Below are 21,925 nucleotides of genomic sequence, written 5' to 3'. Positions count from 1 at the left end.
CACTCCCCCCGGGGCCCGGCCCCCTCATCGCTCCCGGAGGAGCACGTGAAGACCCGCACCGTCACCCGCCACCGGCGCGAACCGCACACCGTCGACGGCATCACCGAGTACATCGACGTGCCGTACGAGGTCGATCTCCCCAACCCACCCCGGGACTGGGACCAGCTCGTACGCACAGGCGTCACCATCGGCGCGGTCGTCCTCGTCACGGTCTCCGTGGTCTGGTCAACGGCCAGCATCGGCGAACTCCTCGCCCGCGTCACCGTCGCCGCTGCCGCGTACGGCGCCGCCGTCGCCTTCGACACCGCATGGATCATGTGCATGGCTGTCGAGTGGCTCCACCGCTACGACCCGCCCCGCGCCGCGAAGGCCCGAACCGCCGGCCACTGGGCACTCACGGTCGCCATGGGCGCCGTCGGCGCGCACGGCTACGTCACCGCCGCATGGGTCATCGGCGCCGTGGGCGCGCTCGTCTCCGCGCTCGCCAAGGGAGCATGGACGATCGCCATGTCCGTGCACGCCCGCCCGCTCGACGCGCGCACACAGCAGTGGGTAGCGAAGCGACGCGCCGCACTGGACGGACAGCGCGCAATGATCCCCGTCCGTCGGGATCTCATGCGCAGCGAGGCGCTGATCGCCGCCGAGCGTGCCGCCCTCGGACCCGGTCCGGACGCCGATCCGGACCAGTCCGGACAGGACACGGACCATCCGGACCAGCCCGACGAGCAGCCCCCCGGCCCGCCCATGACCATCAAGGACGCGGTCCGGACCGCCGTGGATAGCGGCCTCACTGAACCGGATCGGGTCCTCGCCTACGTCCGCACACGGGCCGACGCCAACGCCCGCCCGGACACCGTGGACCGGTACATCCGACTCGCCCGGATGGCCGGCTGATGGCCGCGCTCGTCGTGATCGGGCTCGGGATGCTCGCGCTCCTCGCCGGGGCCGCGCTCGTCGCCCTCGCCCCGCCCCTCCAGCGCGCCGCCTACGTCCTCCCCGCGGTGCGCACCGTCGCCATCCTCACCGCCGCTATCGCATACGTCGCAGCCCTCTGGAGCCACCCATGATCGTTGTCACCCTCGGAGGGGTCACCGTCGGTCTCGCCATCCTCGTGCGCTTCGTCATCGTCTGGTGGCCCGGCGCGAAGTCCCTCCGCGGCAACCCCCTGCCCCACCTCAGCGGCCTGCTGCCGTTCCTCGCCGCATGGGCATACGGCGCCGTGACCATCCTCGGCATCGGCGGCCTCATCGGATGGGCCGCCAACACCACCCTGTGGATCTCCAACTGGCTGGGGGACGCGGCCCTCGTCTGGGGTGTCGGCACCGCCGCCGGACAGGCCGCCGCACGCGGCACATACCTGCCACTCACGCAGACCGGCGGCGCGCTCGTGTTGCTGATGACCGTGGGCGTGGTCACCGCGGTGAAGTTCAGCCGCTACGGCCGGGACCTCAAGATGGGCGCCTGGTGCGGTATCTGCCTCGGCACGTCCGCGGGCATCGCCGGACTCGCCGCAGTGCCGCTCGCCACGGCCGTGAACTGGGCAGGGCAGGCCCTGTACGGAGCGCTGGCGTGAGCGCCGACGCGCCCGCGGAGCAGCCCGCGGGGGAGGAGCAGGGGAGCCGCCTCGCAGGCGGGTGCGTCGCCGCCGCCCTCGTCGGCGGGGGCCTGTTCGCCCTCGTCCGGGCCGCCCCCGAGTCGGCGTACGTCCTCATCGGCGCCGCCGGCACCGTCGGCGTGCAGCGGGCCCGCGCGTGGACGGCCCGCCGCCGGGAGCCGGCTGCCGAGGTGGAGCAGCCGGAGCCCGTCGACATCCTCGCGACGCTCCACGAGACCGCCGCCGACGGCGAGTCGGTGCTCCTCACGCAGATCCAGAAGGCGGCCGGGCTGCCGGACACGAGGGCCGTGCGGGGGCTGTTGAAGGCGGCCGGGGTGCGCGTGCGGGCGGGCGTCCGTACGCCCGCGGGGAACGGGCCGGGTGTGCACCACAAGGACATCCCGCCGCCCCTCTCCCCCGATTCGGGCACCCCTTCCGGGCGTTGTTTGTGCAGTTCAGGCGCCAACGCCAACGCCAACAACGAGCCCACAGAAGGGGCCCGAGAGGGGTTGCGTGTGGAGCCCATCGGCCAGGCCGGGGCCCGGATCATCGACCCGAACGAGGCGCACCGCCGACACGAGGTGCGCGCCCGCTGAACGACCGACGGGCGCCGTCGGCCCACCCAAAGAAAGGCAGCAACGTGAGCGACGAATACGACGACATGTCCACTGACGACCTGTTCACCGGCGAGGAGCTCCGCGAGATGGAGCAGGCCGATGAGGCCCGCCTCGACGCCGAGGACGACGCACGGAACGCCGCGGACGCCGCGTCCGAGCACGACGACGGCGAGCCGTGGGAGGGCTACGCCGACGGCGAGGAGCGCTAACCCACCAGGCCCCGGGGCGGCCGCTCGCTGCCAGGCATCCCGGCCACCCCGGTCCCCATCCCGAACACGAGACAGGACCGCCCATCATGACACTCAAGCAGCCCGACCCGAAGCCCGGCGACCCCCGCCTCCGCGGGCACGAGACCGTGTACCAGCCGAGCAGGGGCGGCCACTACCCGCCGCCGCAGAAGCCTGTGCCCGGTACGCCGAAGAACCGCTGAACGAGGGGTTCCGCTAGAGCGGGGCCCGGCGTAGCGTGATTGATCCGAGGGACAGCCTGGGGCCATGCGCGGGTGGTACCTGCGTCCGGGGCACCGGTCGGGCCGTCCTTCGGGGGTGTGGCCCTCCCACTTCAGGCCGCCCTGCCCCTGTCGCCTCCACCCGGCAGGGGCTTCACTACGCCTGTAGTTGCATCCCGCGTGATCGTGCCCCATCATGGGCGGCAGATCCGGCATGCCCGGACACAAACTCAGGCCCCGCCCACGCGGGGCCTTTCGCATGCCCGGAGGTGACCCGTGGGCGGCAACCAGCACACCAACCCAGTCACCGACGAGACCCGCGCCGACGTTCGCCGGCTCCACGCCGAAGGACACGGCCGGAACGAGATCGCCCGCCGGCTGGTGCGCTCCCCGCGCACGATCAGCGTCCTCGCCGCCGAGATGGGTCTGACATTCGACCGCACCGCGACCGAGGAGGCCACCCGGGCACGGGTCGCCGACCTCGCCGAGAAGCGGGCCATCCTCGCCGACGCCCTCACCGACGACGCGTTGCGCCTGTCCGCTCAGGTGTGGGAGCCGGCCACGGTCTTCAACTTCGGAGGCAAGGACAACACCTACGAGCACCGGCAGGTGCCCGAGCCGCCCGCCCTGGATAAGAAGGCGCTCATGGCCGCAGCGACCGCCGCAGCCGCTCAGTCTCTCCGGCTCGTGCCGCCGCAGGACGACGCCGGCAACGAAGCCGCACAGTCCCTGGTCGGCCAGCTCATGACCGGACTCGCCGCCGTCTACCGGCAGCAGCAGGCCGCCGAGCAGGCGCCACCCGCCGACGACGAGGGGGACGGTGATGCTCCGTGACGTGCCCCTCCCCCTGTCGCCCCGGCAGGTAGCGAGCATCGTTGAGGCGCAGGACGCGCCGATCGCCCTCTGGTCCGGGGCCGTGTCGTCCGGCAAGACCATCGCGTCCCTGATCGCGTTCCTGATCCGGCTCACGCTCGCCCCCGACCACGGCCTGGTCGTGATCGTCGGCCGAACGCTCCAGACCATCGAGCGGAACATCCTCGACCCGCTGTCCAGCACGCACCTGTTCGGGCCCCTCGCGCGGCACGTGCAGCACACCAACGGCTCCACCACCGCCGTGATCCTCGGCCGGACCGTGCACCTGATCGGCGCGTCCGACGCCCGCGCGGAGGGCCGGATCCGCGGCTCCACGATCGCCCTCGCCTACGTGGACGAGGCCACCCTCGTACCGCACCCGTTCTGGATGATGCTCCTCTCGCGGCTCCGTGTGGGCAGCGAGTCACGGCTCCTCGCCACGACCAACCCCGACGGGCCATTCCACTGGCTCCGGAAGGAGTTCATCCTCCGCGCCGCCGAGGTCGGGCTGACGAACTGGCACTTCACCCTGGACGACAATCCCAGCTTGGACCCGGGGTTCGTCCGCCGGCTGAAAGCCCAGTACATCGGCCTGTGGTACCGGCGGTTCATCCTCGGTGAGTGGTGCCTCGCCTCCGGCGCGGTGTACGACATGTTCGATGAGGCCCGCAACGTCGTGGACCTCATGCCCTACATGCGCCGCTGGACGGCCGTCGGAGTCGACTACGGCACCGTCAACCCCTTCAGCGCGGTGCTCATCGGGCACGGCGAGGACGACCACCTGTACGCCGTCTCCGAGTACCGGCACGACTCGGTGGCCGCGCACAGGCAGTTGACCGACGCGGAGTACAGCCTGAACGTCCGGCGGTGGCTCGCGGACGTACGCCGCCCCGGGGAGCAGGGCGCAGCGCGCGGCGTCCGACCGGAATGGATCTTCGTGGACCCGTCGGCCGCGAGCTTCATGAACCAGCTGTGGACCGAACGCGTCCCCGGCATCGCGCCCGCGATCAACGACGTGCTCGACGGCATCCGGTCCGTCGGGGTCGCCCTCGGCTCGGGACTGCTCCGCATCCACCGCTCCTGCGAGGGCCTGCTTGGGGAGCTCCCCGGCTACGCGTGGGACGAGAAAGCGGCGGAGCGCGGCGAGGACAAGCCGTTGAAGGTGGACGACCACTCCGCGGACGCCCTCAGGTATGCGCTCCACTCCACGGCGCACGAGTGGCGCCCCCTGATCGACTACGAGGAGGTGTCCGGTGCCGCTGCCTGAGAACAACACGGCATGGCCGCCGCCCCAGTACGCCGCGGAACTCCAGGACATGCGCATCGATGACGCCTGGTACTCCGGCGACCGCACCAAGCTGCGCACCGTCTACGCCCTCCAGGGCTACGACCACGCCGCCGCGTCCAACGGCATCCGTGACGACCGCGGCCGGCCCTGGCGGTTCTGGGAGCGGCCCCGCCCGGTCGGCGCGCGGGACGGACGGCTCCATGTGCCCCTCGCGGAGGACATCGCCGCCACGTCCGCGGCGCTGCTGTTCTCCGAGCCACCCACGTTCACGTTCGACTCCACCGAGACGCAGGACCGGTGGCAGCAGATCACCGACGAGAGCGGGTTGAACAACATCCTCCGCGAGGCCGCGGAGGTGTCGGCCGCGCTCGGTGGCGTGTGCCTGCGCACGACGTGGAACAAGGACCTCGCGAAGCGGCCCCTGCCGACCGCCGTGCACGCCGACGGCGTCCTCCCGGAGTATGCCTTCGGGGTGCTGACGGGGATCACCCTGTGGCGTGAGGTGCAGCGCAACGGCGGCACCGTGCTGCGGCACCTGGAGCGCCACGAACCAGGCGTCGTCCTGCACGGCCTGTACGAGGGCACCCTCGACAACCTCGGGCGCAAGATCCCGCTCACCGAGGACGCAGCGACGGAGGCGATCGCCGCCGAGCTGGACCCGAACGGCCCCGGCGACACGATCACCACCGGCGTGAAGGGCCTCGCCTGCGTCTACATCCCGAACATCCGCCCCAACCGGAAGTACCGGGCCAGCGCGCTCGGGCGCTCCGACTGGCAGTCCGACGGCATCCGGGACCACTTCATGTCCCTGGACGAGGTCTATACGTCGTGGATGCGGGACATTCGTCTCGCGAAGTCCCGGATCATCGTCCCGGACGGGATGCTCCAGTCTGAAGGGCCCGGCAAGGGCGTCTCCTTCGATGAGGACCGCGAGGTGTGGACGGGGGTCAACGCATCGCCGACGTCCGGCGTGGGTATCACCGAGAACCAGTTCACGATCCGCGTGGAGGAGCACGAGCGGTCGTGGAACGCGCTCACCCGGCAGGCCGTCCAGGCCGCCGGCTACTCGGCTCAGTCCTTCGGGCTCGGGGATTCCACCGCGGTCACGGCCACTGAGGTGGTCGCCCGGGAGCGGAAGAGCATGATCCTGCGGGACCAGAAGGCCGGGTACTGGCTGCCGGAGCTGGGGACGTTCGCGGAGGCACTGCTCCAGATGGACACGGCTTTCAGGTTCTCGTCGGTGGCCGTGGAGCGCCCGCGGATCCAGTTCGGCGACTCGGTGTCGGAGGACCCGAAGAGCGTCGCGGAGACGATCGAGCTGTACGCCCGCGCGCAGGCGATCTCCACGGAGACGAAGGTCCGTATGCGGAACCCGGACCTGGACGACACCGCGGTCCGCGAGGAGACGGAGCGGATCCTCCGCGAGACGGGACAGCTGGTGAACGACCCGACCAACACGGGTGCCGAGGGGCCCGGCACGCCCGCCTTCGGCCGCCAGGCAGGCGGGGAGCAGCCGAAGGGGGCGTGACCGATGCCCGTCTCCCCCGCCATGGCGGAAGACCTCGCGCACGCGGTCGCGAAGCTCTACGAGGACGCGGAGCTCGCCATCCTCGAGAAGCTCCGCGCCGCGCTACTGGACGGGATCGACTCCCCGTTGTGGGCGGAGATCAAGCTCCGCTCCATCGGCGACCTACGGCAAGCGGTGGAGGAGGTCACCGACGCGCTCCAGCAGGACGCCAACGGCGCCGTCGGACGGGCCCTCGCGGAGGCATACGGGCGCGGCAGGCAGGCCGCCGTAGCCGAACTGGGGGCCCTGGACATCGGCCGCGAGCTCCAGGCCCGCCGGGTCCTCCCGAACGCCCCGGCCGTAGACCGACTCGCCGCCTCGTACGCGGAGGACACCCGCCCGCTGTACGTGCGCATCACCCGCGCCGTGCTGGACGTGTATCGGTCCATCGTCACCCGGGCGTCATCGTCGGTGCTGCTCGGCGGCCTCACCCGCCGACAGGCGTCGCAGCGCGCGCTCGACCAGTTCGCGCAGCGCGGCGTCACCGGGTTCGTGGACCGGGCGGGCCGGTCGTGGGAGCTCGCCGCCTATGCGGAGATGGCCGTCCGCTCGGTCACCGCGCGGGCCGCGATCGAGGGCCACGTTGACGCCCTCGCGGAGATCCGTGTGGGGCTCGTCATCGTCTCCGATGCGCCGCTGGAATGCCCGCTGTGCCGGCCGTGGGAGGGCGAGATCCTCACCCTCGGTGCGCAGGCGGGGCCTCACACGATCCGCGCGGAGCATGCGGTCCAGCCCACGGGCCTACTCGCCCGGCGCCGTACGGTCGCCGTGCACGTCGCCGGGAGCCTCGTGGAGGCCCGCGCGGCGGGCCTGTTCCACCCCAACTGCCGCCACTCCCTCGCGGCGTACCTGCCCGGGGTGACAACGCGGCCGCCGCACCACCCCACCCCGGGGACGACGTACGAGGACACGCAGCGGCAACGCGAGATCGAGCGGCACATCCGCCGCTGGAAACGCGTCCAGGCCGCCGCTATGGACAACGCCGCGCGCCGTCGCGCCGGGGCGTACGTCCGCAAGTGGCAGGCCGCCATGCGCGAGCACATCGACGCACACGAGCACCTGCGCCGCAAGCCAGCCCGGGAGCAGATCAACGCCGCACGCTGACCGGAGGGGAGACGGGCATGGGACGGGCGTTCGTGGCCAAACTCGCCCGGCAGGGCGCCCGCGATCCGCAGGCCCTCGCCGCGTGGATCGGCCGCCGCAAGCACGGGCGGGCAGCGTTCCAGCGGCTTGCCAAGGCAGGACGGGACGACGCCGATGCGCAGCGGGAGCTCATGGGCCGCGTGCGGCCGGGTGGCAGCCTGTCGCGGGACCTCACCGGGTTCTCCGACACCGAGTTGGGCCGCGCCCTGAGTGAGCTGACCCCGGGCCAAGCGCAGCGCGTCGCGGGCGAGATGGACCGCCGCGACACCGCCGCCCGCTTGCCCGGCGCCCGGCCCGACCTGATCGGCCTGTCTGATGCCGAGTTGGGACGCCGAGCCGGCACGGCCACGGGGCCGGAGCTCGCCGCCATCGCAGACGAGGCAGACCGGCGGCAGAAGGTCGCGCAGGTCTTCCCCGGCGGCAGCCTCGCCGAGGACCTGTCAAGGATGGACGAGAACACCCTCGGATGGTCCCTGGCCTACGCGCGGCCCGACGAGGCCGAGCGGATCGCCGCGGAGATGGACCGCCGACACCCGCCCGCACCCGTCCCGGCCGCATCCGGCGCGGACACCGTAGATGGGCAGCTCGCCGACCGGGCTACGGTCGATGAGTTGTTGGGATCCAGCCCGGACGGGTGGGCGCACCTTGCCGACGACCGGCCGGACCCGCGCGAGGGCATGTCGTCAACGGAACGATGGCTCGCTGACCGGGAGCAGGAGCAGGAGTCGGCGCGGGGTGCGTACTCGCGCGCGCAGGTGCAGGAGATGTACCGCGAGCACGTATACGCCCAGTACCTGGCCGCCGAGGACGAGCTCCGCGGCGTGCTGCTGTCCCGCGACGCGGACCGGCAGGGCATCGACCCCATGTCGCTCTTCACAGGCCCGTCACATGTCGCCTACGCCCGCGCATCGGAGGAGCTGAAGCGCTGGTGGCAGGCCAACCCGCGCACTACTCTCGCCGAGTATCAGGAGCAGGTGACCGGGCAGCGCACTGCGGCCGGCGACACGGCCCGCAAGTCGCGCGGCGACCAGCAGAACCGACTGTGAGCAGGGGGCCAGGATGGGACCGCGTGAGCAGGTGGTGAAGGCGCTCAACGAGGGAGCCGAGGCCGGTCGCCGCGGCGACCGGCCGAACGCCTGCCCCTACCCGGCAGGAGACCTCCGCCGCTCCGTATGGCTGCGCGGCTACGCGAAGAACAGGCCGCTCCCGGGCGAGTAGACCCCGACCGCGTCACCCCGTGGGCCCGCCATCGTGCGGGCCCTTTCGCATGCCCGACGGGAGGGAGACCCATGGGTAAGGCGTTCGTGGCCAAGCTCGCGAAGGAGGGGGCCCGCGACCCGGAGGCCCTCGCCGCGTGGATCGGCCGCAAGAAGCACGGCAAGGCGTTCGGGAAGCTCGCCGTGGCCGGCAGAAAAGCCAAGAGCGACAAACTCGCCCGCTCGAAGCGCGACCCGATGACACGCGCCGAGCGTGCGCAGGTCAACCGCATGGCCCGCGACATGTGGAGCGAGGAGGTATTCAACCGTGCCGACGCATCCACCCCGCAGGAGTCGGACGCGAAGACACGCGAGGACGTACTCAAACGCCGCGCGATCGAGCAGGCCAAGAGCCGCGGCGTGGTAAGGGGCGATGTTTCCAGCGTGGTGGCAGCAGAGATGGGCCGGCGCAAGCCGAGTTCCCGCTTTGATGCCCCGGTCGGGCAGCTAGTCCGCCCGACCACGCAGGACGAAAGGACGCGGAACAAGGCCGACATGCGGCGAATCGTTGACGACTTCCGCGCCAGCCAGGAACACGAACGTGCGGCGCTTGTCGCTCCGCCGACGGCGACCGAACAGAAGAACATCGACCGCGCCGCGGCGGGACTGGTCAGTCGACCGGAGTTGTTTCGGCAGATGGACACTCAGCTTCCCCAGGAAGCAGAAGCAGTGACCCGGCAGCAGGTGACCCAACGGCGCGCAGTAGACAAGGCGCGCCAACTACTCGCCTCGAAGCGCCGCTAAGCGACACCACGCCACCCATCACGGCCCGCCAGGAGCGGGCCTTTCTCATGCCCCAGGAGGGCACCATGCACCGCAGCACCCTCGCCCGCACGCGCCTGGACGGCGCCGGATGGGCCCACCCCTACTCGACTGGCCCTTTCGACCCGTGGCTGTACGCCGACGGAGGGGACGGCGCAGGCTCCGGATCCGGCAGCGGAGGCGCCGGTGACGGCACCGGCGACGGAGGCTCCGGCCAGGGCGGACAGGGATCCGGACCGTCCGGATCGCAGTCCGGACAGGGCGGAGCCGTCACGGACCCGTGGGCCGGATACCAGTGGGACGGGAAGGTCGACAGCCTGCCCGAGCCGGTCGCCAAGGCCATCCGGGACGCACGCGCGGAGGCTGGCAAGGAGCGCACGACCGCGAAGGCCAACGCCGCGAACGAGGCCCGCAACGAGCTCCTCGGCACGATCAGCAAGGCCCTCGGCCTGGAGGGCGACCAGCCGCCGACCGCGGAGCAGCTCACGCAGCAGCTCACTGAGTCACACGGGAAGCTGACCGCCGCGGAGGAGCGGGCCGCGTCCGCGGCCCTCGAACTCCACGTCTACAAAACGGCCGCGCGGCTCGGGGCGAACGCTGACGCGCTCCTCGACTCCCGCGCGTTCTGCGACACGATCGACAACATCGACCCCTCGGACATGACGCCCGAGGCGTTCAACACCGCGGTAGAGACGGCCATCAACGAGGCCCTCGGCCGCAATCCACAGCTCCGCGCTGGCCAGGCGCCGCGGCGGGGCGGGGGCGAGTTCCCCGGCGGGCCCGGGACCACAGGTCGCCCCACCTCCCTCGGACAAGCCGTTGCCGGCGCGCTGAACGCCGGCTGACCATCAAGGAGCCCTCATGCCTGTGACTCTGGCTCAGGCCCAGCTCAACACGGCGGTCGACGTCGACTACGCCGTGATCGACAACCTGCGCCGCTACTCGTGGCTGCTCGACCGGATCGTGTTCGATGACACCGTGACCCCGGGCACCGGCGGCGGCACTCTCACGTACGGCTACACGCGGCTGAAGACCGTGCGCACCGCGGCGTTCCGCGCGTACAACACCGAGTACAGCCCCAGCGAGGCGGAGCGCGAGCGGGTCACCGTCGAGCTCCACCCGCACGGTGGCGCGTTCAACGTGGACCGTGTCCTGTCCCGGCTCGGCCCGGGTACGTCGAACGAGATCACGTTCCAGATGCAGCAGCTCCTGACCGCCACGCAGCAGAAGTGGCAGGAGGAGCTCATCAATGGGGACACCGCCGTCGACAGCAACGGGTTCGACGGGCTCGACAAGTCCCTGACCGGGACGGCGACGGAGTACGACCCGCTCGACAACGGCACCACCGCCGGATACCTCGACTGGCGGGCGGCGACCGTCATCACCCAGCCGCTGGCCATGGCCGCGCTGGACCAGTTGGACGAGTTCCTGTCCCTGATCACCCCGTCGAAGACCGGCGGCGGTGACGCGGGCTCTCCGGGCGCGCTGCCCCCGGGTGAGCGGGCGATCCTCGGTAACCGCAAGAGCATCACTCGTATCCGCGCCCTGGCGCGGTGGGCCGGGCTGTTCACCGCGGACAAGGATTCCCTTGGCCGTCGGATCGAACGGTACGGAGACTGGGCCCTCGTGGACATCGGCGACGGGCAGGCCGGCGCCAACCCGATCATTCCGATCTACTCGGAGGACGCCGACGAGGGCGGCGGCGGCAGCACCATCACGGGCCTGACGGACATCTACGCCGTCACGTTCGGTCTGGACGCTCTCCACGGCGCGTCGGTGGCGGGTATCCCGCTGGTCCAGACGTGGATGCCGGATTTCATGCGCGCGGGTGCGGTCAAGTCCGGCGAGATCGAGATGGGCCCGTCCGCGATGGTGCTGAAGAACACCAAGGCGTGCGGCGTGCTGCGGAAGGTCAAGGTGCAGTGACCATGGCTGAGATCCGAGTGACCGCTCCGCAGCCCGTGACCGGCGACATCGCCGGGGTGTCGTTCCAGAAGGGGGAGGCGACCGCCGACAGCGTCCGCGACCGGCGGGCGCTGTCCTACTTCCGCCGCCACGGCTACACCGTGGAGGCCGCCGACGCCGACGAGCAGCAGGAGCCCAAGACCACGTCCAGGGGCCGCAAGCCCGCACAGAAGGGAGACGCGTCGTGACGCAGCTCGGCCGATACACCGGCAACGTGCGGGACGAGCTCTCGTACGCCTCGGACCACTACCGGCAGGCGTCGGCAGGCGGCTCGACCGCGACCCGCTCGAACATGCGCCGCCTCGATGCGGTCGCCGACACCGGGGCGCTGACCACGCAGGTCATGACCAGCGTGGCGCTGTACCTCCGGAAGGGCGACGTCGTCACCAGCCTGACGTTCCGGTCCGGGGCGACCGCCGCGGGCACGCCCACGAACTACTGGTTCGCGCTCTACTCGTCCGCGTCGACTCCGGCGCTACTGGCGCAGACCGCGGACCAGCTCACCGCAGCGTGGGCGGCGACCACGAACAAGACCCTCGCCCTGTCGTCCCCGGTGACGATCACCGAGGACGGCGTCTACTGGGCAGCGGTGATGGTGAAGGCCACCACCCCGCCCAGCCTGGTCGGCGTCTCCACGACCGCCTCCGCCGGGATCATCAGCGGGGAGAAGCCGCTGGCGCAGACGTCGGGCAGCTCGCTGACGACGACTGCCCCGGCGACCATCGCGAGCCCGACGACCGTGGCCACCGTGCCGCTGGTCGTCGCGACGTGAGGGGGCGGCTGTGGGGCTCGTCTCCTCTCTGTCGGTAGCCGCTACGGCGGACCTGACGAGCGCGCTGGACCTGGCGACCGGCACGGTGCCGCTCCAGGTCCGGCACGCCGTCAACCTCTCCTCCGGCACCGGCGCCGGGCAGGCCGACAAGGTGTTCTCCGACCGGCGCACCCTCGCTGCGTCGGCGACGGAGGATCTCGACCTCGCGGGCGTCCTCACCGACGCCTTCGGGGCCGCGATCACCTTCGCCCGCATCAAGGGCCTGATCATCAAGGCCGCCGTCGGGAACACGAACAACGTCGTCATCGGCGCCGCGGCCACGAACACGTGGGCCACGCTCCTCGGAGCCACCCACACGATCACGCTGCGCCCCGGCGCCGCCCTGTGCGTCATGGCCGACGCCACGGACGCCACCGGCTACGCCGTGACCGCCGGCTCCGGTGACCTGCTGAAGGTCGCCAACTCGGGTGCCGGCACGTCGGTGACGTACGACATCGTCCTCATCGGCGCGAGCGCGTAAGGGGGTGCTGCCTGGTGGGCAGGGTCTACGCCACCACAGAGCAGTACGAGGCGTTCACCGGGCAGCCCGCCCCCGCGAACATCGCCCGGCTACTCGCCCGCGCTTCGCGGCTCGTGGATCGGGAGATGATCGCCGCGATCTACGACACGGACTCGGCCGGGTTCCCGTCCGACACGGACGTCCGGGACGCGTTCCGGGACGCGGTGTCGGCGCAGGCGGGCGAGTGGGCGAAGCGGGACGCGGCGGCCGCCGGGGACAGTGACGACCCGACGGCCAGCCCGTGGACGTCGGTCAGCGCCGGGGGGCTGTCGTTCTCGCGGCAGTCCGCGCCGGTGGCGACCGCCGACGACACCGACCTGACCCCGGAGGCGAGGGAGATCCTCGAATCCCTCGCGCTGGAGGGGGTGATCCTGTCGTGACCCTCCCGGGGTTCCTGCGGCAGCACACGGTCACGGTGGAGCCGCTCCTCGGCACCGGCCCCACGGGCACCGTGTACGGGGCGCCGGTGGAGGTCCGCGGACTGCTGCGGCAGTCCACGCGCCTGGTACGGAACCCGGCGGGCGAAGAGGTCACGTCCTCCAGCACGTTCTACGCGCCGCTGGACACGGTGGCACCGGCCCGCTCACGGGTGACCCTGCCCGGGGGCCGGACTACCACAGTGATCGCGTCGGTGCCGCAGGACGGCGGGAAACTTCCCGTCCCGTCGCATCTGGAGGTGCAGCTCCAGTGACGCAGTACGCGCGCATGTCGTGGCAGGGGCAGCGGCTGTGGACCGGGCGGGGCCGGCGCGCGGCATCGCGCGGGCTTCAACGGGCGCTGGAGCACTGCCTGACCATTTCGAACCAGCGTGTGCCGCTCGATGAGGGCACCCTCGAACGCTCCGGCCGGGTCAACGTGGACGGCCTGAGCGGGGCGATCTCGTACGACACGGTGTACGCCGTCCGGCAACACGAAGAGCTGACGTGGAAGCACCTGCCGGGCCGGCAGGCGAAGTACCTGGAGAGCGCCGTCAACTCCGAGCGGGCCGTGATGCTCCGGCTCATGCACGTATCGCTACGGGACTGGCTCCGCGGCTGACCCCACCAAATGCCCGATTGGGGGTGACCGTGGCTCACACGCGCGCCCTTCTAGAGGGCCTGGCCGGACTCCTCGCGGACGCCGGGCTTGGGGTGTACCGGCCGGGCCCCGGAGAGGTATACGCGGCCGATGAGACCGCGCTCGGGTTCGGCGCGATGCCGGACTCCCCGGACCGGGTGATCTGGCTCAACCCGTACCCGGTGACCGACACGGACCTGACCGACGCCGTGACGGGCGTCCAGTTCCGCATGCGCGCCGCCGACCCGATGGCCCTGCTCGACCTCGCCGACGCCGTGTTCGGCGAGCTCCACAACAGGCAGGCCCTCACCTTCGGCGCGTTCCGTCTGGCGCTGATCTGGCGCCAGTCACAGGCCCTGCTCGGGCAGGACGCGACCGGCCGCGAGGAACTGACCGCGAACTACTACGCCCGGTCGACGCGGCCGGCGCCGTACCTGAACGAATAGGAGGACGTCATGTCGACGCCGACTGAGACCGCGCTGGCCCGCCGCTGGCGGATGGACGTCAACATGGGCACGTCCGGATCCCCGGACTGGCAACTGTGCCCGGCGATCACCGAGTTCCAGTGGACCGCCGACCCGAACCACGAAGACGACACCACGTACGACTCCGACGGGTGGAAAACGAACGTCAAGACGGCGCAGGAATGGGAGGTCGAAGCGACGTTCAACCGCAAGGCGTCGCCGGACTCCACCACCTACAGCCCGGTGCACGAGAAGCTGCGCGCGGCGTTCCTCGCCTACGGGGAGGACTCCCGCGTCGGGATCCGTTTCTACGACCGCAACGGCCTGCCGGAGGCGTACTCGGGTGACGTCCTCGTGACGTGGGAGCCGCAGGGCGGCGAGTACACCGACCTGGACCAGGTGCAGGTGACGCTCACCGGCACGGGTCCGCTCACGTCGATCACGAACCCGGTGACGCCCTGATGGCCGGTTTCAAGGTTCTGGACGAGTTCCTCGGGGACTCGCTGGACCTCCCCGTCCGATGCAAGGACGGCGAGGTCCGCGTCTTCCACATCCCCGCGCCTCCCGCCGAGGACGGGCTCCGCGTCCAGAACGTGATGGAGGCCGGGATCCGTATGGCCGCCGAGGGCGCCGAACCGGACACCGAAGTCCTGGACGACGCCCGGGAGATGGACCTGTACCGGACCGCGCTCGGCACCGCCTACGACGACGCCCTGAAGCACCTGGAGTGGCCACGGTTCCGGCACATGGCGCTGACCGCCGTTCTGTGGATCACGCAGGGCCTGGACACCGCCGAAGCGTTCTGGAACTCGGACGGCGTCCCTTCTCAGGCAGCCCCGAACCGGGAGCAGCGCCGCGCCTCATCCCGTGCGGCGAAATCGACCCGGTCACGGGGCTCGCAGAGTGGTACGAGTACCCCGCCGGCTACCGGCCGCGCCCGAAAGGCCGCACAGACCTGACGTGGGGGCTCCTCCTCGATGAGTGGGCGCTCATCGAGGCGGACCTCCACGAGGTGTACGGCATCGACCTGTCTACGCCGGGACTGCTCCAGACGCGGTCGTGGCGGTGGCTGCGGATCCGCATCCTCGGACTGCTGTCCACCGAGTGCCGCCTGTCGCGGCACTTCGCTCCCCCCGAACCGAAGCAACCACGGAAGGGGGGCCGGTAGCCCATGGCGCTCAACATCGGCGACCTGTTCGCCACCATCCGCGCGGACGACCGCGGGTTCCGGAGCGGCCTGAACGAGGCGCAGCTCCGGCTCGCGGGGTTCACGCGCATGGCAGACGGCCGACTCCGCGACATGCACGGCCGGTTCGTGTCGCAGTCGGACGCCATGGCCCGCACGATCGGCGCCCGGTTCGCTGCGGCGGCCCGGACGGCGGGCAGCGCGCTCCTCACCGCGGGGAAGGCCGCGGGCCAGTTCGGTGCCGCGCTCGGGGCCGGGGTGCCGGCTGCGGCGGCGATGCTGACGGCGCTCGGGGGACTGGCCGCGGGCGCGGTCGCCGCCGGGATCGCGTTCGGCGCGTTCAAGGCCGCAGTGCAGCCGCAACTCGAATCGGTCACGGAGGCGACTCAGGCCGCGGAGAAGGCCGACGACGCGCACGAAAAGGTGCTGCTGAAGAAGCAACTCGCCGCGAAGCTCGCGGCGAAGGGCGGCGACGAGTACAAACGCGCCCTCCAGGACGTGGAGTCGGCGCAGCGGGCGGCGACGGAGGCCGACGCCGCGGCGAAGGCGGCGATGGAGGGGCTCCCTCCCGCGACGCAACAGACGGCGAAGGCATTCGCGGGGCTGAAGTCGGATTACAAGTCCTGGTCCGACTCGCTGTCGTCCACGACGATGCCGGTCCTCACCAAGGGAATCGGCATCCTGCGGGACTTGCTGCCGCAGCTCACCCCGTTCGTGAGGGCGGCCGCGTCGGCGTTTTCCGACATGCTCGACAAGATCGCCGTAGGTGTGAAGTCCGCCGGGTTCAAGGAGTGGGCCGCGGACATGGCGGCTGCGGCCGGCCCGGCGCTCCGCAACTTCCTGACCACGATCGGCAACTTCGCCCGCGGCTTCGGCTCCCTGATGCAGGCGTTCCTGCCCCAGTCGGCGGCCGTCACCGGCGGGCTGGTGTCCATGTCGGCGGCGTTCGCGGACTGGGCCGGGTCGCTGAAGGGCTCGGAGGGGTTCGAGGAGTTCGTGGCACTCGCGCGCGAGGGCGGGTCGACGCTGGGTCTCCTCGGCTCCGCTGCGGTGGATCTGCTGGTGGCGCTGGCGCCGCTGATCGGTACCACGGCGATGATCGCGAAGGCCCTCGCGCAGGTCATCAACAACACCCCGACGCCCGTGCTTACCGTGCTCGCCACGGTCATCGCGAGCGTCGCCATCGGCATGAAGGCCTACGCGGCGGGCGCGGCGGTGGTGGCCGTGGCGAACCGGGTCATGGCCTCGTCGGCGTGGACGGCGGTGGCCGGGTGGATGCGGATGATGGCCGTCGGCCTCATGGCGTATGTGCGGATCGGCGCGGCTGCGGTCGCGTCGGCGGCGACGACGGCGGCGGCGTGGGTGGGGTCGGCGCTGGTGTCGATCGGTACGTGGGTCGCGGCCGTTGTCCGGGCTGCGGTCGTCGCGGTGGGGCAGTTCGCGCTCATGGCCGCGCGGGCGGTTGTGTGGGCGGCGACGATGGCCGCCCAGTGGCTGATCGCGATGGGCCCGATCGGCTGGATCATCGCTACGGTGATCGGCCTGACGGCGCTGATCATCGCTAACTGGGACAAGATCAAGGAGTGGACCGGTAAGGCGTGGGACTGGGTCTGGTCGAAGATCAAGTCCGTCGGTTCGATGATCCTCGGGTTCATCACGAACCTGCCGATCGTCAGGTTCTTCATCCAGCACTGGGACCGCATCAAAGCGGGCGTGGTCAGCCGCACGATGGGCCTGATCTCCTATGTTCGCTCTCTGCCAGGGAGGATCACCGGTGCGCTCGGCAACCTGGGCTCGCTGCTGGTGAGCAAGGGCCGCGACGTCATCCGCGGTCTGTGGAACGGCATCAAGTCCATGGGCGGCTGGCTGAAGTCGGCCCTGATCGGGTTCGCCAAGTCGATGATTCCGGGGCCGATCGCGTCCGCGCTCGGGATCAGCAGTCCCTCCAAGCTCATGGCGAAGGAAGTGGGCCGCTGGATCCCGCCCGGCATCGCGATGGGTGCCGAGGACAACGTCGGCGTGCTGGACCGCACCATGGCCAACCTCGTCACCCCGCCCCATGTCGGGGCGATGGCGGGCGGGGCCTCGCTCCGCGCGGGCATGACGGGCGGCGGCCGAGCCGCACGACAGCAGGTCATCGTCATCCGCGGCGACGGCAGCGCGCGTGCGGACTTCATCCTCGGTGAGCTCGCGCACGCCGTGAACAAGCGCGGCGGGGACGTACAGCTGGCCGTGACCGGCCGAAGGGGGTAACCGGTGGCGATTCCTGACAGCCCGCTCGGGACGCGGGTGGAGCTCCAGATCGGCGGCACGATGGAGAACGTCACCGCTGACGCTCTCACCCGCGACCCGATCACCATCAGCCGCGGCCGCCGCGACGGGAACTCCCGCTGCGACGCGTCGCGGGCGACGGCGTCGTTCAAGAACACCGACGGGAAATACTCGCCGCGGAACCCGCGCGGGCCGTGGTACGGGCGGTTCGGCCGCAACACCGAGATGCGCGTCTCGGTGCAGGGCCCGGAGTCCTACCTCGCGCTGACCGGCGCCGTCGCGGACATCGCCTCCACCCCGGACGCCGGGGCGTTGGACATCACCGGCGACATTGACGTCCGTGTGGAGGCCACCGCCGATTGGTGGGCCTCGACACCCCAAGTGCTGATCGGGAAATGGGCTGCGGACGGTGACCGCTCGTGGATGATGCGCGTGTTCAACGGGCAGTTGGGGTGGTTCCACACCCCGGACGGCACCACCGCGTCCCAGCGGTTCGCGACCTGGGCCCTGCCCGGCCTGCCGCGCCGTGCTGCTCTGCGGGTCACCGTGGACGTCAACAACGGCTCCGGAGGCTGGTCGCCGTCCCTGTACTGGGCGGAGAGCCTCGACGGGCCGTGGACGCTCGTCGCCGCCCTCGTCGGATCCGCGCCGACCACCTCGATCCACAACAGCACCGCGCCGCTGTCGCTGGCGCCGGAGGACCCGACGACCACCCCGCCGCGGGTGCCGCTGCGGGGCCGCGTACACCGCGCGGAGGTCCGCAACGGGATCAGCGGCACGATCGCCGCCAACCCCGACTTCCGCAACAAGGCCGAGGGCACCACGTCGTTCGCCGACGGCGCGGGCCGTACGTGGACCCTGGCAGGTGCGGCGGAGGTGTCCGACCGGGAGTACCGGCTGGTGGGCGAGGTCCCCACGTGGGAACCGAAGTGGGGCCCCTCCGGGCGGGACGTGTGGACGCCCGTGGAGGCGTCCGGGATCCAGCGCCGGTTGGGGCAGGGGCAGAAGCCCCTCGCCTCCACGCTGCGCCGCCGGGTACCGGCGGGCGAACCGCTCGCGTACTGGCCGATGGAAGAGGGCCGCGACGCCACGCAGGCGTACAGCGCCGTCCCCGACGTGCCCGCGCTGGTCCTGACCGGGTTCGACTTCGAGGGGGACGACTCCCTCGGCGGCTCCGCAGCGCTCCCGAAGCTCCGCAACTCCGCCTCCATGCGGGGCGCGGTGCCGAGGAGCAGCGCGGCCGGCTGGCACGCCGAAATGGTGTACTTCCTGCCGACGATGCCCGCCTCCCAGACCGAGATCCTGCGGGTGGACGTGGCCGGGTCCACGATGAGCACGGCCGTCGTCTACGCCTCCACTGCGGGCATCCGCATCGAAGCCCGCTCGGGCGGAGATGTTCTCGCGTTCTTCCTGCACACCAACCCGGGCGCGATCGCTGATTTCGCCGGGGTGTGGAACCGGCTGCAGCTGTACGTCAGCGACGCCGGGGGCGGACAAACCAACGTATGCGCGCGGTGGCTGGACACCAGCGCCGGGGGCGGGAGCTGGACCGCGGCGACGCTCATCACCGGCGCGCGGGGCGCGGCGGTCGGCGTCGCCGGGACGTGGGGCGCCGCAACGGAGGGCATGGCGCTCGGGCATCTGGCTGTGTTCGACGTGGGAGGCTCGGGCCTCACCCCAGGGGTGTCGATCTACGACGGCGCCGACGACGGGTTCAACGGGGAACTTGCCCTGGACCGCCTGAACAGGCTGTCCAACGAGGAGGCGTCCGCGCTCGACCTGACGTGGGTCGACGGCGACCCGGCGAGCCCGAGTGAGGCGATGGGCCCGCAGCGCCCGGTGGAGCTGCTGGATCTGCTGTACCAGTGCGCGGAGACCGACGGCGGGATCCTGTACGAGCGGCGGGACCGGATCGGCATGGCTTACCGGGACCGCACCAGCCTCTACAACCAGCCGGCTGCGCTCACCCTCGACTACGCGGCCGGGGAGGTCGCGCCGCCGCTGGAGCCGGTGGAGGACGACCAGGATCTCCGAAACGACGTCACCCGCACGCGTGAGGGCGGGAGCTCGGCGCGGGTGGTGCTGGAGTCCGGGCCGCTGTCGGTGCAGCCGCCGCCGGCCGGTGTCGGCGTGTACGACGATGCCCAGTCCCGTTCGCTGGCGCTGGACTCACAGGCCATTCAGATCGCCGGGTGGGATCTGCACGTGGGCACGTGGGACGAGGCCCGCTACCGGGCGGTGACGGTGCGCCTGCACAAGGCCCCGCATCTGATCCCGGACGTGTTGGCGTTGGACATCGGCGACAAGCTCGTGATCACCAACCCTCCGGAGTGGCTGCCGCCCGGGCCGATCGAACTCATCGTCCAGGGCACGACGGAGGTACTGGGGCTGCGGACGTGGACCATCACGTTCCTGTGCACCCCGGCCGGACCGTGGAACGTCGCGGTCCTTGAAGACCCGGTGTTGGGGCGACTGGACACGGACGGATCGGAGCTGACGGCCGCCGTCAGCTCGTCAGACACGGTGTGGACGGTGCTGGCGACAGATGGGCCGACGTGGACCCGAGACCCGGCCGAAACGCCGTTCGCCGTCGTGGCCGGAGGTGAACTGGTCACGGTCACCGCGATCACCGGCGCGGCGGAAGACGACTTCAGCGCGGCCCAGACCGACTCGTGGGGCACCGCGGACGTGGGCGGTACGTGGGGGCTTGGCGGGGGCACGGTGCCCGGGGACTATGACGTCGTCTCCGGGAGGGGCACGCACACCCTCGGCAGCGTCAACGTCAGCCGCAGATCGTTCCTCACGCAGACGGTCACCGACACGGACGCACAGGTCGATATGCAGACGTCGGCTCTGGCGACCGGGGCGGGGATCACGGGCAGCATCGTGACCCGCTACCTCGATTCGGACAATCTGTATGCGGCCCGGTTGGCGTTCAACACGGACCAGACGATCACGCTCAGTCTGCGGAAGCGCGTGGGCGGGACGGAGACCCAGTTGACCGCGGTCACGGTCCCGCTGACACACGCCGCGAACACCGATGTGCGGCTGCGTTTCCGGGTGTTCGGGTCGCTTCTCCAAGCGAAGGCATGGTCCCCGTCGGCGCCGGAGCCTGCGTCCTGGCAGGCCACGGCGACGGATACGGACATCTCCACGTCGGCGCTGATCGGCCTGCGGTCGATCCTGATCAGCGGCAACACCAACAGCAGTCCCCTGGTCCGTTACGACAATTTCGTACTGCTCAACCCCACCAGGTGGACGGTGACCCGCTCCGTCACCGGGGTCTTCAAATCTCATGCCAGCGGAACCCCTGTGTCCCTGGCTCAGCCGATGCGCCTCGCACTCTGAGAGGGGGACGCCGTGCCGTTCTACGCAGGGCAGACCGTGACCGCAGGGCAGATGGACCGTGTCCAGCCCACGCCATACGAGGGGGCAGCCAGTGGCGCGCTGACGTCGACGACCACCACCTATGCAGACATCCCCGGGGCCACCGTGACGCTGACGACGAAGGCCGCGAACGCCACCTACGTCGCGGAGGCGACGCTCGACGCGAACGTGGTCGGGACGTCACCGACGATTCTGATGGTGGGCCGGCTGGTGGTGGACGGAGTCGCCGATACCGGCTTGGCCATCAAGGGGATGGTCGTCGCGGACCGGGCCACGATCTCCGGCCGCTGGAAGGGCACTCTCGCGGCTGCGGGCAGCCACACGCTGAAGTTGCAGGGGGCACTCACGTCGGCGCTGGCGGGCGGCGGGGTGTGGCAGCAGACCGACACGAAACTACAGGTCACGATCTCGGAGGTTGTCTGATGGCGCTGGTCATGCCGCGCGTGGAGTCGACGGTGTACGACGGTACGAACGGCCAGGCGCTGGCCTCGGAGTGGCTGGAGGACGCGGCGCTTGTGAGTGACGACGGCGAGACGCTCGTCATCGACACGTCGGGCTGGCCGGACCCGGTACGCCGGGAGATCCCCCGCGGCTCTCACGTGCTGAGGCACTACGGGCGGATCTTCAAAGAGGCGCTGGAGCCCGAGGAGTACGCCAAGCGGTGGGCTGAGGTCCCGGACCCTGCGCCCTGACCCCTGCCCGCCCTCCCCTCTCGCCCCGCGCCGCCACGGCCGGGGC

Annotated in this window: 28 protein-coding genes; all 28 read left to right on the top strand. The window is 71.2% G+C overall.

The annotated features are described in order from the left end of the window. The first annotated feature begins 45 nt into the window (after nucleotides 1–45). The 28 genes from QMZ92_RS13240 to QMZ92_RS13105 all read left to right on the top strand — a co-directional run bounded on the left by QMZ92_RS13240 (nucleotide 46) and on the right by QMZ92_RS13105 (nucleotide 21,879). Nucleotides 46–894, top strand: coding sequence for a protein transporter Sec31 (locus QMZ92_RS13240; RefSeq protein WP_283297563.1), 849 nt, complete (start codon nucleotides 46–48; stop codon nucleotides 892–894). Beyond that, nucleotides 894–1,067 carry a hypothetical protein gene (locus QMZ92_RS13235; protein ID WP_283297562.1) on the top strand — a complete coding sequence of 58 codons (174 nt, stop codon included), beginning with the start codon at nucleotides 894–896 and terminating at the stop codon, nucleotides 1,065–1,067. The genes QMZ92_RS13240 and QMZ92_RS13235 overlap by 1 nt, the downstream gene beginning before the upstream one ends. Further along, nucleotides 1,064–1,573 carry a hypothetical protein gene (locus QMZ92_RS13230; protein WP_283297561.1) on the top strand — a complete coding sequence of 170 codons (510 nt, stop codon included), beginning with the start codon at nucleotides 1,064–1,066 and terminating at the stop codon, nucleotides 1,571–1,573. The genes QMZ92_RS13235 and QMZ92_RS13230 overlap by 4 nt, the downstream gene beginning before the upstream one ends. Continuing rightward, nucleotides 1,570–2,190, top strand: a complete 621-nt coding sequence (locus QMZ92_RS13225) for a hypothetical protein (protein WP_283297560.1) — start codon at nucleotides 1,570–1,572, stop codon at nucleotides 2,188–2,190. The genes QMZ92_RS13230 and QMZ92_RS13225 overlap by 4 nt, the downstream gene beginning before the upstream one ends. Before the next feature lie 44 nt (nucleotides 2,191–2,234). Further along, complete coding sequence (locus QMZ92_RS13220) at nucleotides 2,235–2,420, top strand: hypothetical protein (RefSeq protein ID WP_283297559.1); 186 nt, start codon at nucleotides 2,235–2,237, stop codon at nucleotides 2,418–2,420. 86 nt (nucleotides 2,421–2,506) lie between these two features. Continuing rightward, the gene (locus QMZ92_RS13215; RefSeq protein ID WP_283297558.1) at nucleotides 2,507–2,641 is read left to right on the top strand and encodes a hypothetical protein; all 135 of its coding nucleotides are present in this window, start codon (nucleotides 2,507–2,509) and stop codon (nucleotides 2,639–2,641) included. 294 nt (nucleotides 2,642–2,935) lie between these two features. After that, nucleotides 2,936–3,493, top strand: coding sequence for a helix-turn-helix domain-containing protein (locus tag QMZ92_RS13210; RefSeq protein ID WP_283297557.1), 558 nt, complete (start codon nucleotides 2,936–2,938; stop codon nucleotides 3,491–3,493). Further along, on the top strand, nucleotides 3,483–4,778 hold the full coding sequence (locus tag QMZ92_RS13205; protein ID WP_283297556.1) for a PBSX family phage terminase large subunit: 1,296 nt from the start codon (nucleotides 3,483–3,485) through the stop codon (nucleotides 4,776–4,778). Before QMZ92_RS13210 ends, QMZ92_RS13205 begins: the two co-directional genes overlap by 11 nt. After that, the gene (locus QMZ92_RS13200; protein ID WP_283297555.1) at nucleotides 4,765–6,327 is read left to right on the top strand and encodes a phage portal protein; all 1,563 of its coding nucleotides are present in this window, start codon (nucleotides 4,765–4,767) and stop codon (nucleotides 6,325–6,327) included. Before QMZ92_RS13205 ends, QMZ92_RS13200 begins: the two co-directional genes overlap by 14 nt. Nucleotides 6,328–6,330: 3 nt before the next feature. Continuing rightward, the gene (locus QMZ92_RS13195) at nucleotides 6,331–7,470 is read left to right on the top strand and encodes a phage minor capsid protein (RefSeq protein ID WP_283297554.1); all 1,140 of its coding nucleotides are present in this window, start codon (nucleotides 6,331–6,333) and stop codon (nucleotides 7,468–7,470) included. Nucleotides 7,471–7,487: 17 nt separating this feature from the next. Beyond that, a complete protein-coding gene (locus QMZ92_RS13190; RefSeq protein ID WP_283297553.1) occupies nucleotides 7,488–8,555 on the top strand; it encodes a hypothetical protein in 1,068 nt (355 codons plus the stop codon). A gap of 13 nt (nucleotides 8,556–8,568) precedes the next feature. After that, nucleotides 8,569–8,727, top strand: a complete 159-nt coding sequence (locus QMZ92_RS13185) for an Rmf/CrpP fold protein (protein WP_283297552.1) — start codon at nucleotides 8,569–8,571, stop codon at nucleotides 8,725–8,727. A 71-nt stretch (nucleotides 8,728–8,798) separates the two neighbouring features. Beyond that, nucleotides 8,799–9,509 (top strand): hypothetical protein, encoded by a 711-nt coding sequence (locus QMZ92_RS13180; RefSeq protein WP_283297551.1) that lies wholly within the window; start codon nucleotides 8,799–8,801, stop codon nucleotides 9,507–9,509. Between the two features lie 65 nt (nucleotides 9,510–9,574). Next, the gene (locus QMZ92_RS13175; protein ID WP_283297550.1) at nucleotides 9,575–10,372 is read left to right on the top strand and encodes a hypothetical protein; all 798 of its coding nucleotides are present in this window, start codon (nucleotides 9,575–9,577) and stop codon (nucleotides 10,370–10,372) included. A gap of 16 nt (nucleotides 10,373–10,388) precedes the next feature. Then, a complete protein-coding gene (locus QMZ92_RS13170) occupies nucleotides 10,389–11,453 on the top strand; it encodes a major capsid protein (RefSeq protein ID WP_283297549.1) in 1,065 nt (354 codons plus the stop codon). Nucleotides 11,454–11,455: 2 nt separating this feature from the next. Beyond that, nucleotides 11,456–11,680: a hypothetical protein gene (locus QMZ92_RS13165; RefSeq protein ID WP_283297548.1), complete on the top strand. Its 225-nt coding sequence runs from the start codon at nucleotides 11,456–11,458 to the stop codon at nucleotides 11,678–11,680. Continuing rightward, nucleotides 11,677–12,264 carry a hypothetical protein gene (locus tag QMZ92_RS13160; protein WP_283297547.1) on the top strand — a complete coding sequence of 196 codons (588 nt, stop codon included), beginning with the start codon at nucleotides 11,677–11,679 and terminating at the stop codon, nucleotides 12,262–12,264. The genes QMZ92_RS13165 and QMZ92_RS13160 overlap by 4 nt, the downstream gene beginning before the upstream one ends. A gap of 10 nt (nucleotides 12,265–12,274) precedes the next feature. After that, complete coding sequence (locus QMZ92_RS13155) at nucleotides 12,275–12,784, top strand: hypothetical protein (protein WP_283297546.1); 510 nt, start codon at nucleotides 12,275–12,277, stop codon at nucleotides 12,782–12,784. A 14-nt stretch (nucleotides 12,785–12,798) separates the two neighbouring features. Next, a complete protein-coding gene (locus QMZ92_RS13150; protein ID WP_138052903.1) occupies nucleotides 12,799–13,203 on the top strand; it encodes a hypothetical protein in 405 nt (134 codons plus the stop codon). After that, entirely contained in the window at nucleotides 13,200–13,514 is a 315-nt protein-coding gene (locus QMZ92_RS13145) for a hypothetical protein (protein ID WP_283297545.1), read from the top strand. Before QMZ92_RS13150 ends, QMZ92_RS13145 begins: the two co-directional genes overlap by 4 nt. Further along, on the top strand, nucleotides 13,511–13,861 hold the full coding sequence (locus QMZ92_RS13140) for a hypothetical protein (protein ID WP_283297544.1): 351 nt from the start codon (nucleotides 13,511–13,513) through the stop codon (nucleotides 13,859–13,861). Before QMZ92_RS13145 ends, QMZ92_RS13140 begins: the two co-directional genes overlap by 4 nt. Nucleotides 13,862–13,890: 29 nt before the next feature. Then, nucleotides 13,891–14,325, top strand: coding sequence for a minor capsid protein (locus tag QMZ92_RS13135; RefSeq protein ID WP_283297543.1), 435 nt, complete (start codon nucleotides 13,891–13,893; stop codon nucleotides 14,323–14,325). Nucleotides 14,326–14,334: 9 nt separating this feature from the next. Further along, the gene (locus QMZ92_RS13130; protein WP_283297542.1) at nucleotides 14,335–14,805 is read left to right on the top strand and encodes a phage tail tube protein; all 471 of its coding nucleotides are present in this window, start codon (nucleotides 14,335–14,337) and stop codon (nucleotides 14,803–14,805) included. After that, nucleotides 14,805–15,302 carry a DUF7426 family protein gene (locus QMZ92_RS13125; RefSeq protein WP_283297541.1) on the top strand — a complete coding sequence of 166 codons (498 nt, stop codon included), beginning with the start codon at nucleotides 14,805–14,807 and terminating at the stop codon, nucleotides 15,300–15,302. The genes QMZ92_RS13130 and QMZ92_RS13125 overlap by 1 nt, the downstream gene beginning before the upstream one ends. A 212-nt stretch (nucleotides 15,303–15,514) precedes the next feature. Then, the gene (locus QMZ92_RS13120) at nucleotides 15,515–17,782 is read left to right on the top strand and encodes a phage tail protein (RefSeq protein ID WP_283297540.1); all 2,268 of its coding nucleotides are present in this window, start codon (nucleotides 15,515–15,517) and stop codon (nucleotides 17,780–17,782) included. 3 nt (nucleotides 17,783–17,785) lie between these two features. Further along, nucleotides 17,786–21,148 (top strand): hypothetical protein, encoded by a 3,363-nt coding sequence (locus QMZ92_RS13115; RefSeq protein WP_283297539.1) that lies wholly within the window; start codon nucleotides 17,786–17,788, stop codon nucleotides 21,146–21,148. Nucleotides 21,149–21,160: 12 nt separating this feature from the next. Continuing rightward, nucleotides 21,161–21,610: a hypothetical protein gene (locus QMZ92_RS13110; RefSeq protein WP_283297538.1), complete on the top strand. Its 450-nt coding sequence runs from the start codon at nucleotides 21,161–21,163 to the stop codon at nucleotides 21,608–21,610. Further along, nucleotides 21,610–21,879: a hypothetical protein gene (locus QMZ92_RS13105; RefSeq protein ID WP_283297537.1), complete on the top strand. Its 270-nt coding sequence runs from the start codon at nucleotides 21,610–21,612 to the stop codon at nucleotides 21,877–21,879. Before QMZ92_RS13110 ends, QMZ92_RS13105 begins: the two co-directional genes overlap by 1 nt. Nucleotides 21,880–21,925 lie beyond the last annotated feature (46 nt).

The organism is Streptomyces sp. HNM0645 (genome assembly GCF_030056615.1).
Taxonomy (GTDB): Bacteria; Actinomycetota; Actinomycetes; order Streptomycetales; family Streptomycetaceae; genus Streptomyces; species Streptomyces marianii.
Note: the sequence above shows the minus strand (reverse complement) of the source record. Positions and strands in the feature narration are given on the sequence as shown.

Excerpts from the sequence above, each read along its gene's own strand:
- QMZ92_RS13235 (WP_283297562.1), top strand. The coding sequence starts at position 894 with ATGGCCGCGCTCGTCGTGATCGGGCTCGGGATGCTCGCGCTCCTCGCC.
- QMZ92_RS13230 (WP_283297561.1), top strand. The coding sequence starts at position 1,064 with ATGATCGTTGTCACCCTCGGAGGGGTCACCGTCGGTCTCGCCATCCTC.
- QMZ92_RS13215 (WP_283297558.1), top strand. The coding sequence starts at position 2,507 with ATGACACTCAAGCAGCCCGACCCGAAGCCCGGCGACCCCCGCCTCCGC.
- QMZ92_RS13205 (WP_283297556.1), top strand. The coding sequence starts at position 3,483 with ATGCTCCGTGACGTGCCCCTCCCCCTGTCGCCCCGGCAGGTAGCGAGC.
- QMZ92_RS13195 (WP_283297554.1), top strand. The coding sequence starts at position 6,331 with ATGCCCGTCTCCCCCGCCATGGCGGAAGACCTCGCGCACGCGGTCGCG.
- QMZ92_RS13190 (WP_283297553.1), top strand. The coding sequence starts at position 7,488 with ATGGGACGGGCGTTCGTGGCCAAACTCGCCCGGCAGGGCGCCCGCGAT.
- QMZ92_RS13185 (WP_283297552.1), top strand. The coding sequence starts at position 8,569 with ATGGGACCGCGTGAGCAGGTGGTGAAGGCGCTCAACGAGGGAGCCGAG.
- QMZ92_RS13180 (WP_283297551.1), top strand. The coding sequence starts at position 8,799 with ATGGGTAAGGCGTTCGTGGCCAAGCTCGCGAAGGAGGGGGCCCGCGAC.
- QMZ92_RS13175 (WP_283297550.1), top strand. The coding sequence starts at position 9,575 with ATGCACCGCAGCACCCTCGCCCGCACGCGCCTGGACGGCGCCGGATGG.
- QMZ92_RS13170 (WP_283297549.1), top strand. The coding sequence starts at position 10,389 with ATGCCTGTGACTCTGGCTCAGGCCCAGCTCAACACGGCGGTCGACGTC.
- QMZ92_RS13165 (WP_283297548.1), top strand. The coding sequence starts at position 11,456 with ATGGCTGAGATCCGAGTGACCGCTCCGCAGCCCGTGACCGGCGACATC.
- QMZ92_RS13130 (WP_283297542.1), top strand. The coding sequence starts at position 14,335 with ATGTCGACGCCGACTGAGACCGCGCTGGCCCGCCGCTGGCGGATGGAC.
- QMZ92_RS13125 (WP_283297541.1), top strand. The coding sequence starts at position 14,805 with ATGGCCGGTTTCAAGGTTCTGGACGAGTTCCTCGGGGACTCGCTGGAC.
- QMZ92_RS13120 (WP_283297540.1), top strand. The coding sequence starts at position 15,515 with ATGGCGCTCAACATCGGCGACCTGTTCGCCACCATCCGCGCGGACGAC.
- QMZ92_RS13105 (WP_283297537.1), top strand. The coding sequence starts at position 21,610 with ATGGCGCTGGTCATGCCGCGCGTGGAGTCGACGGTGTACGACGGTACG.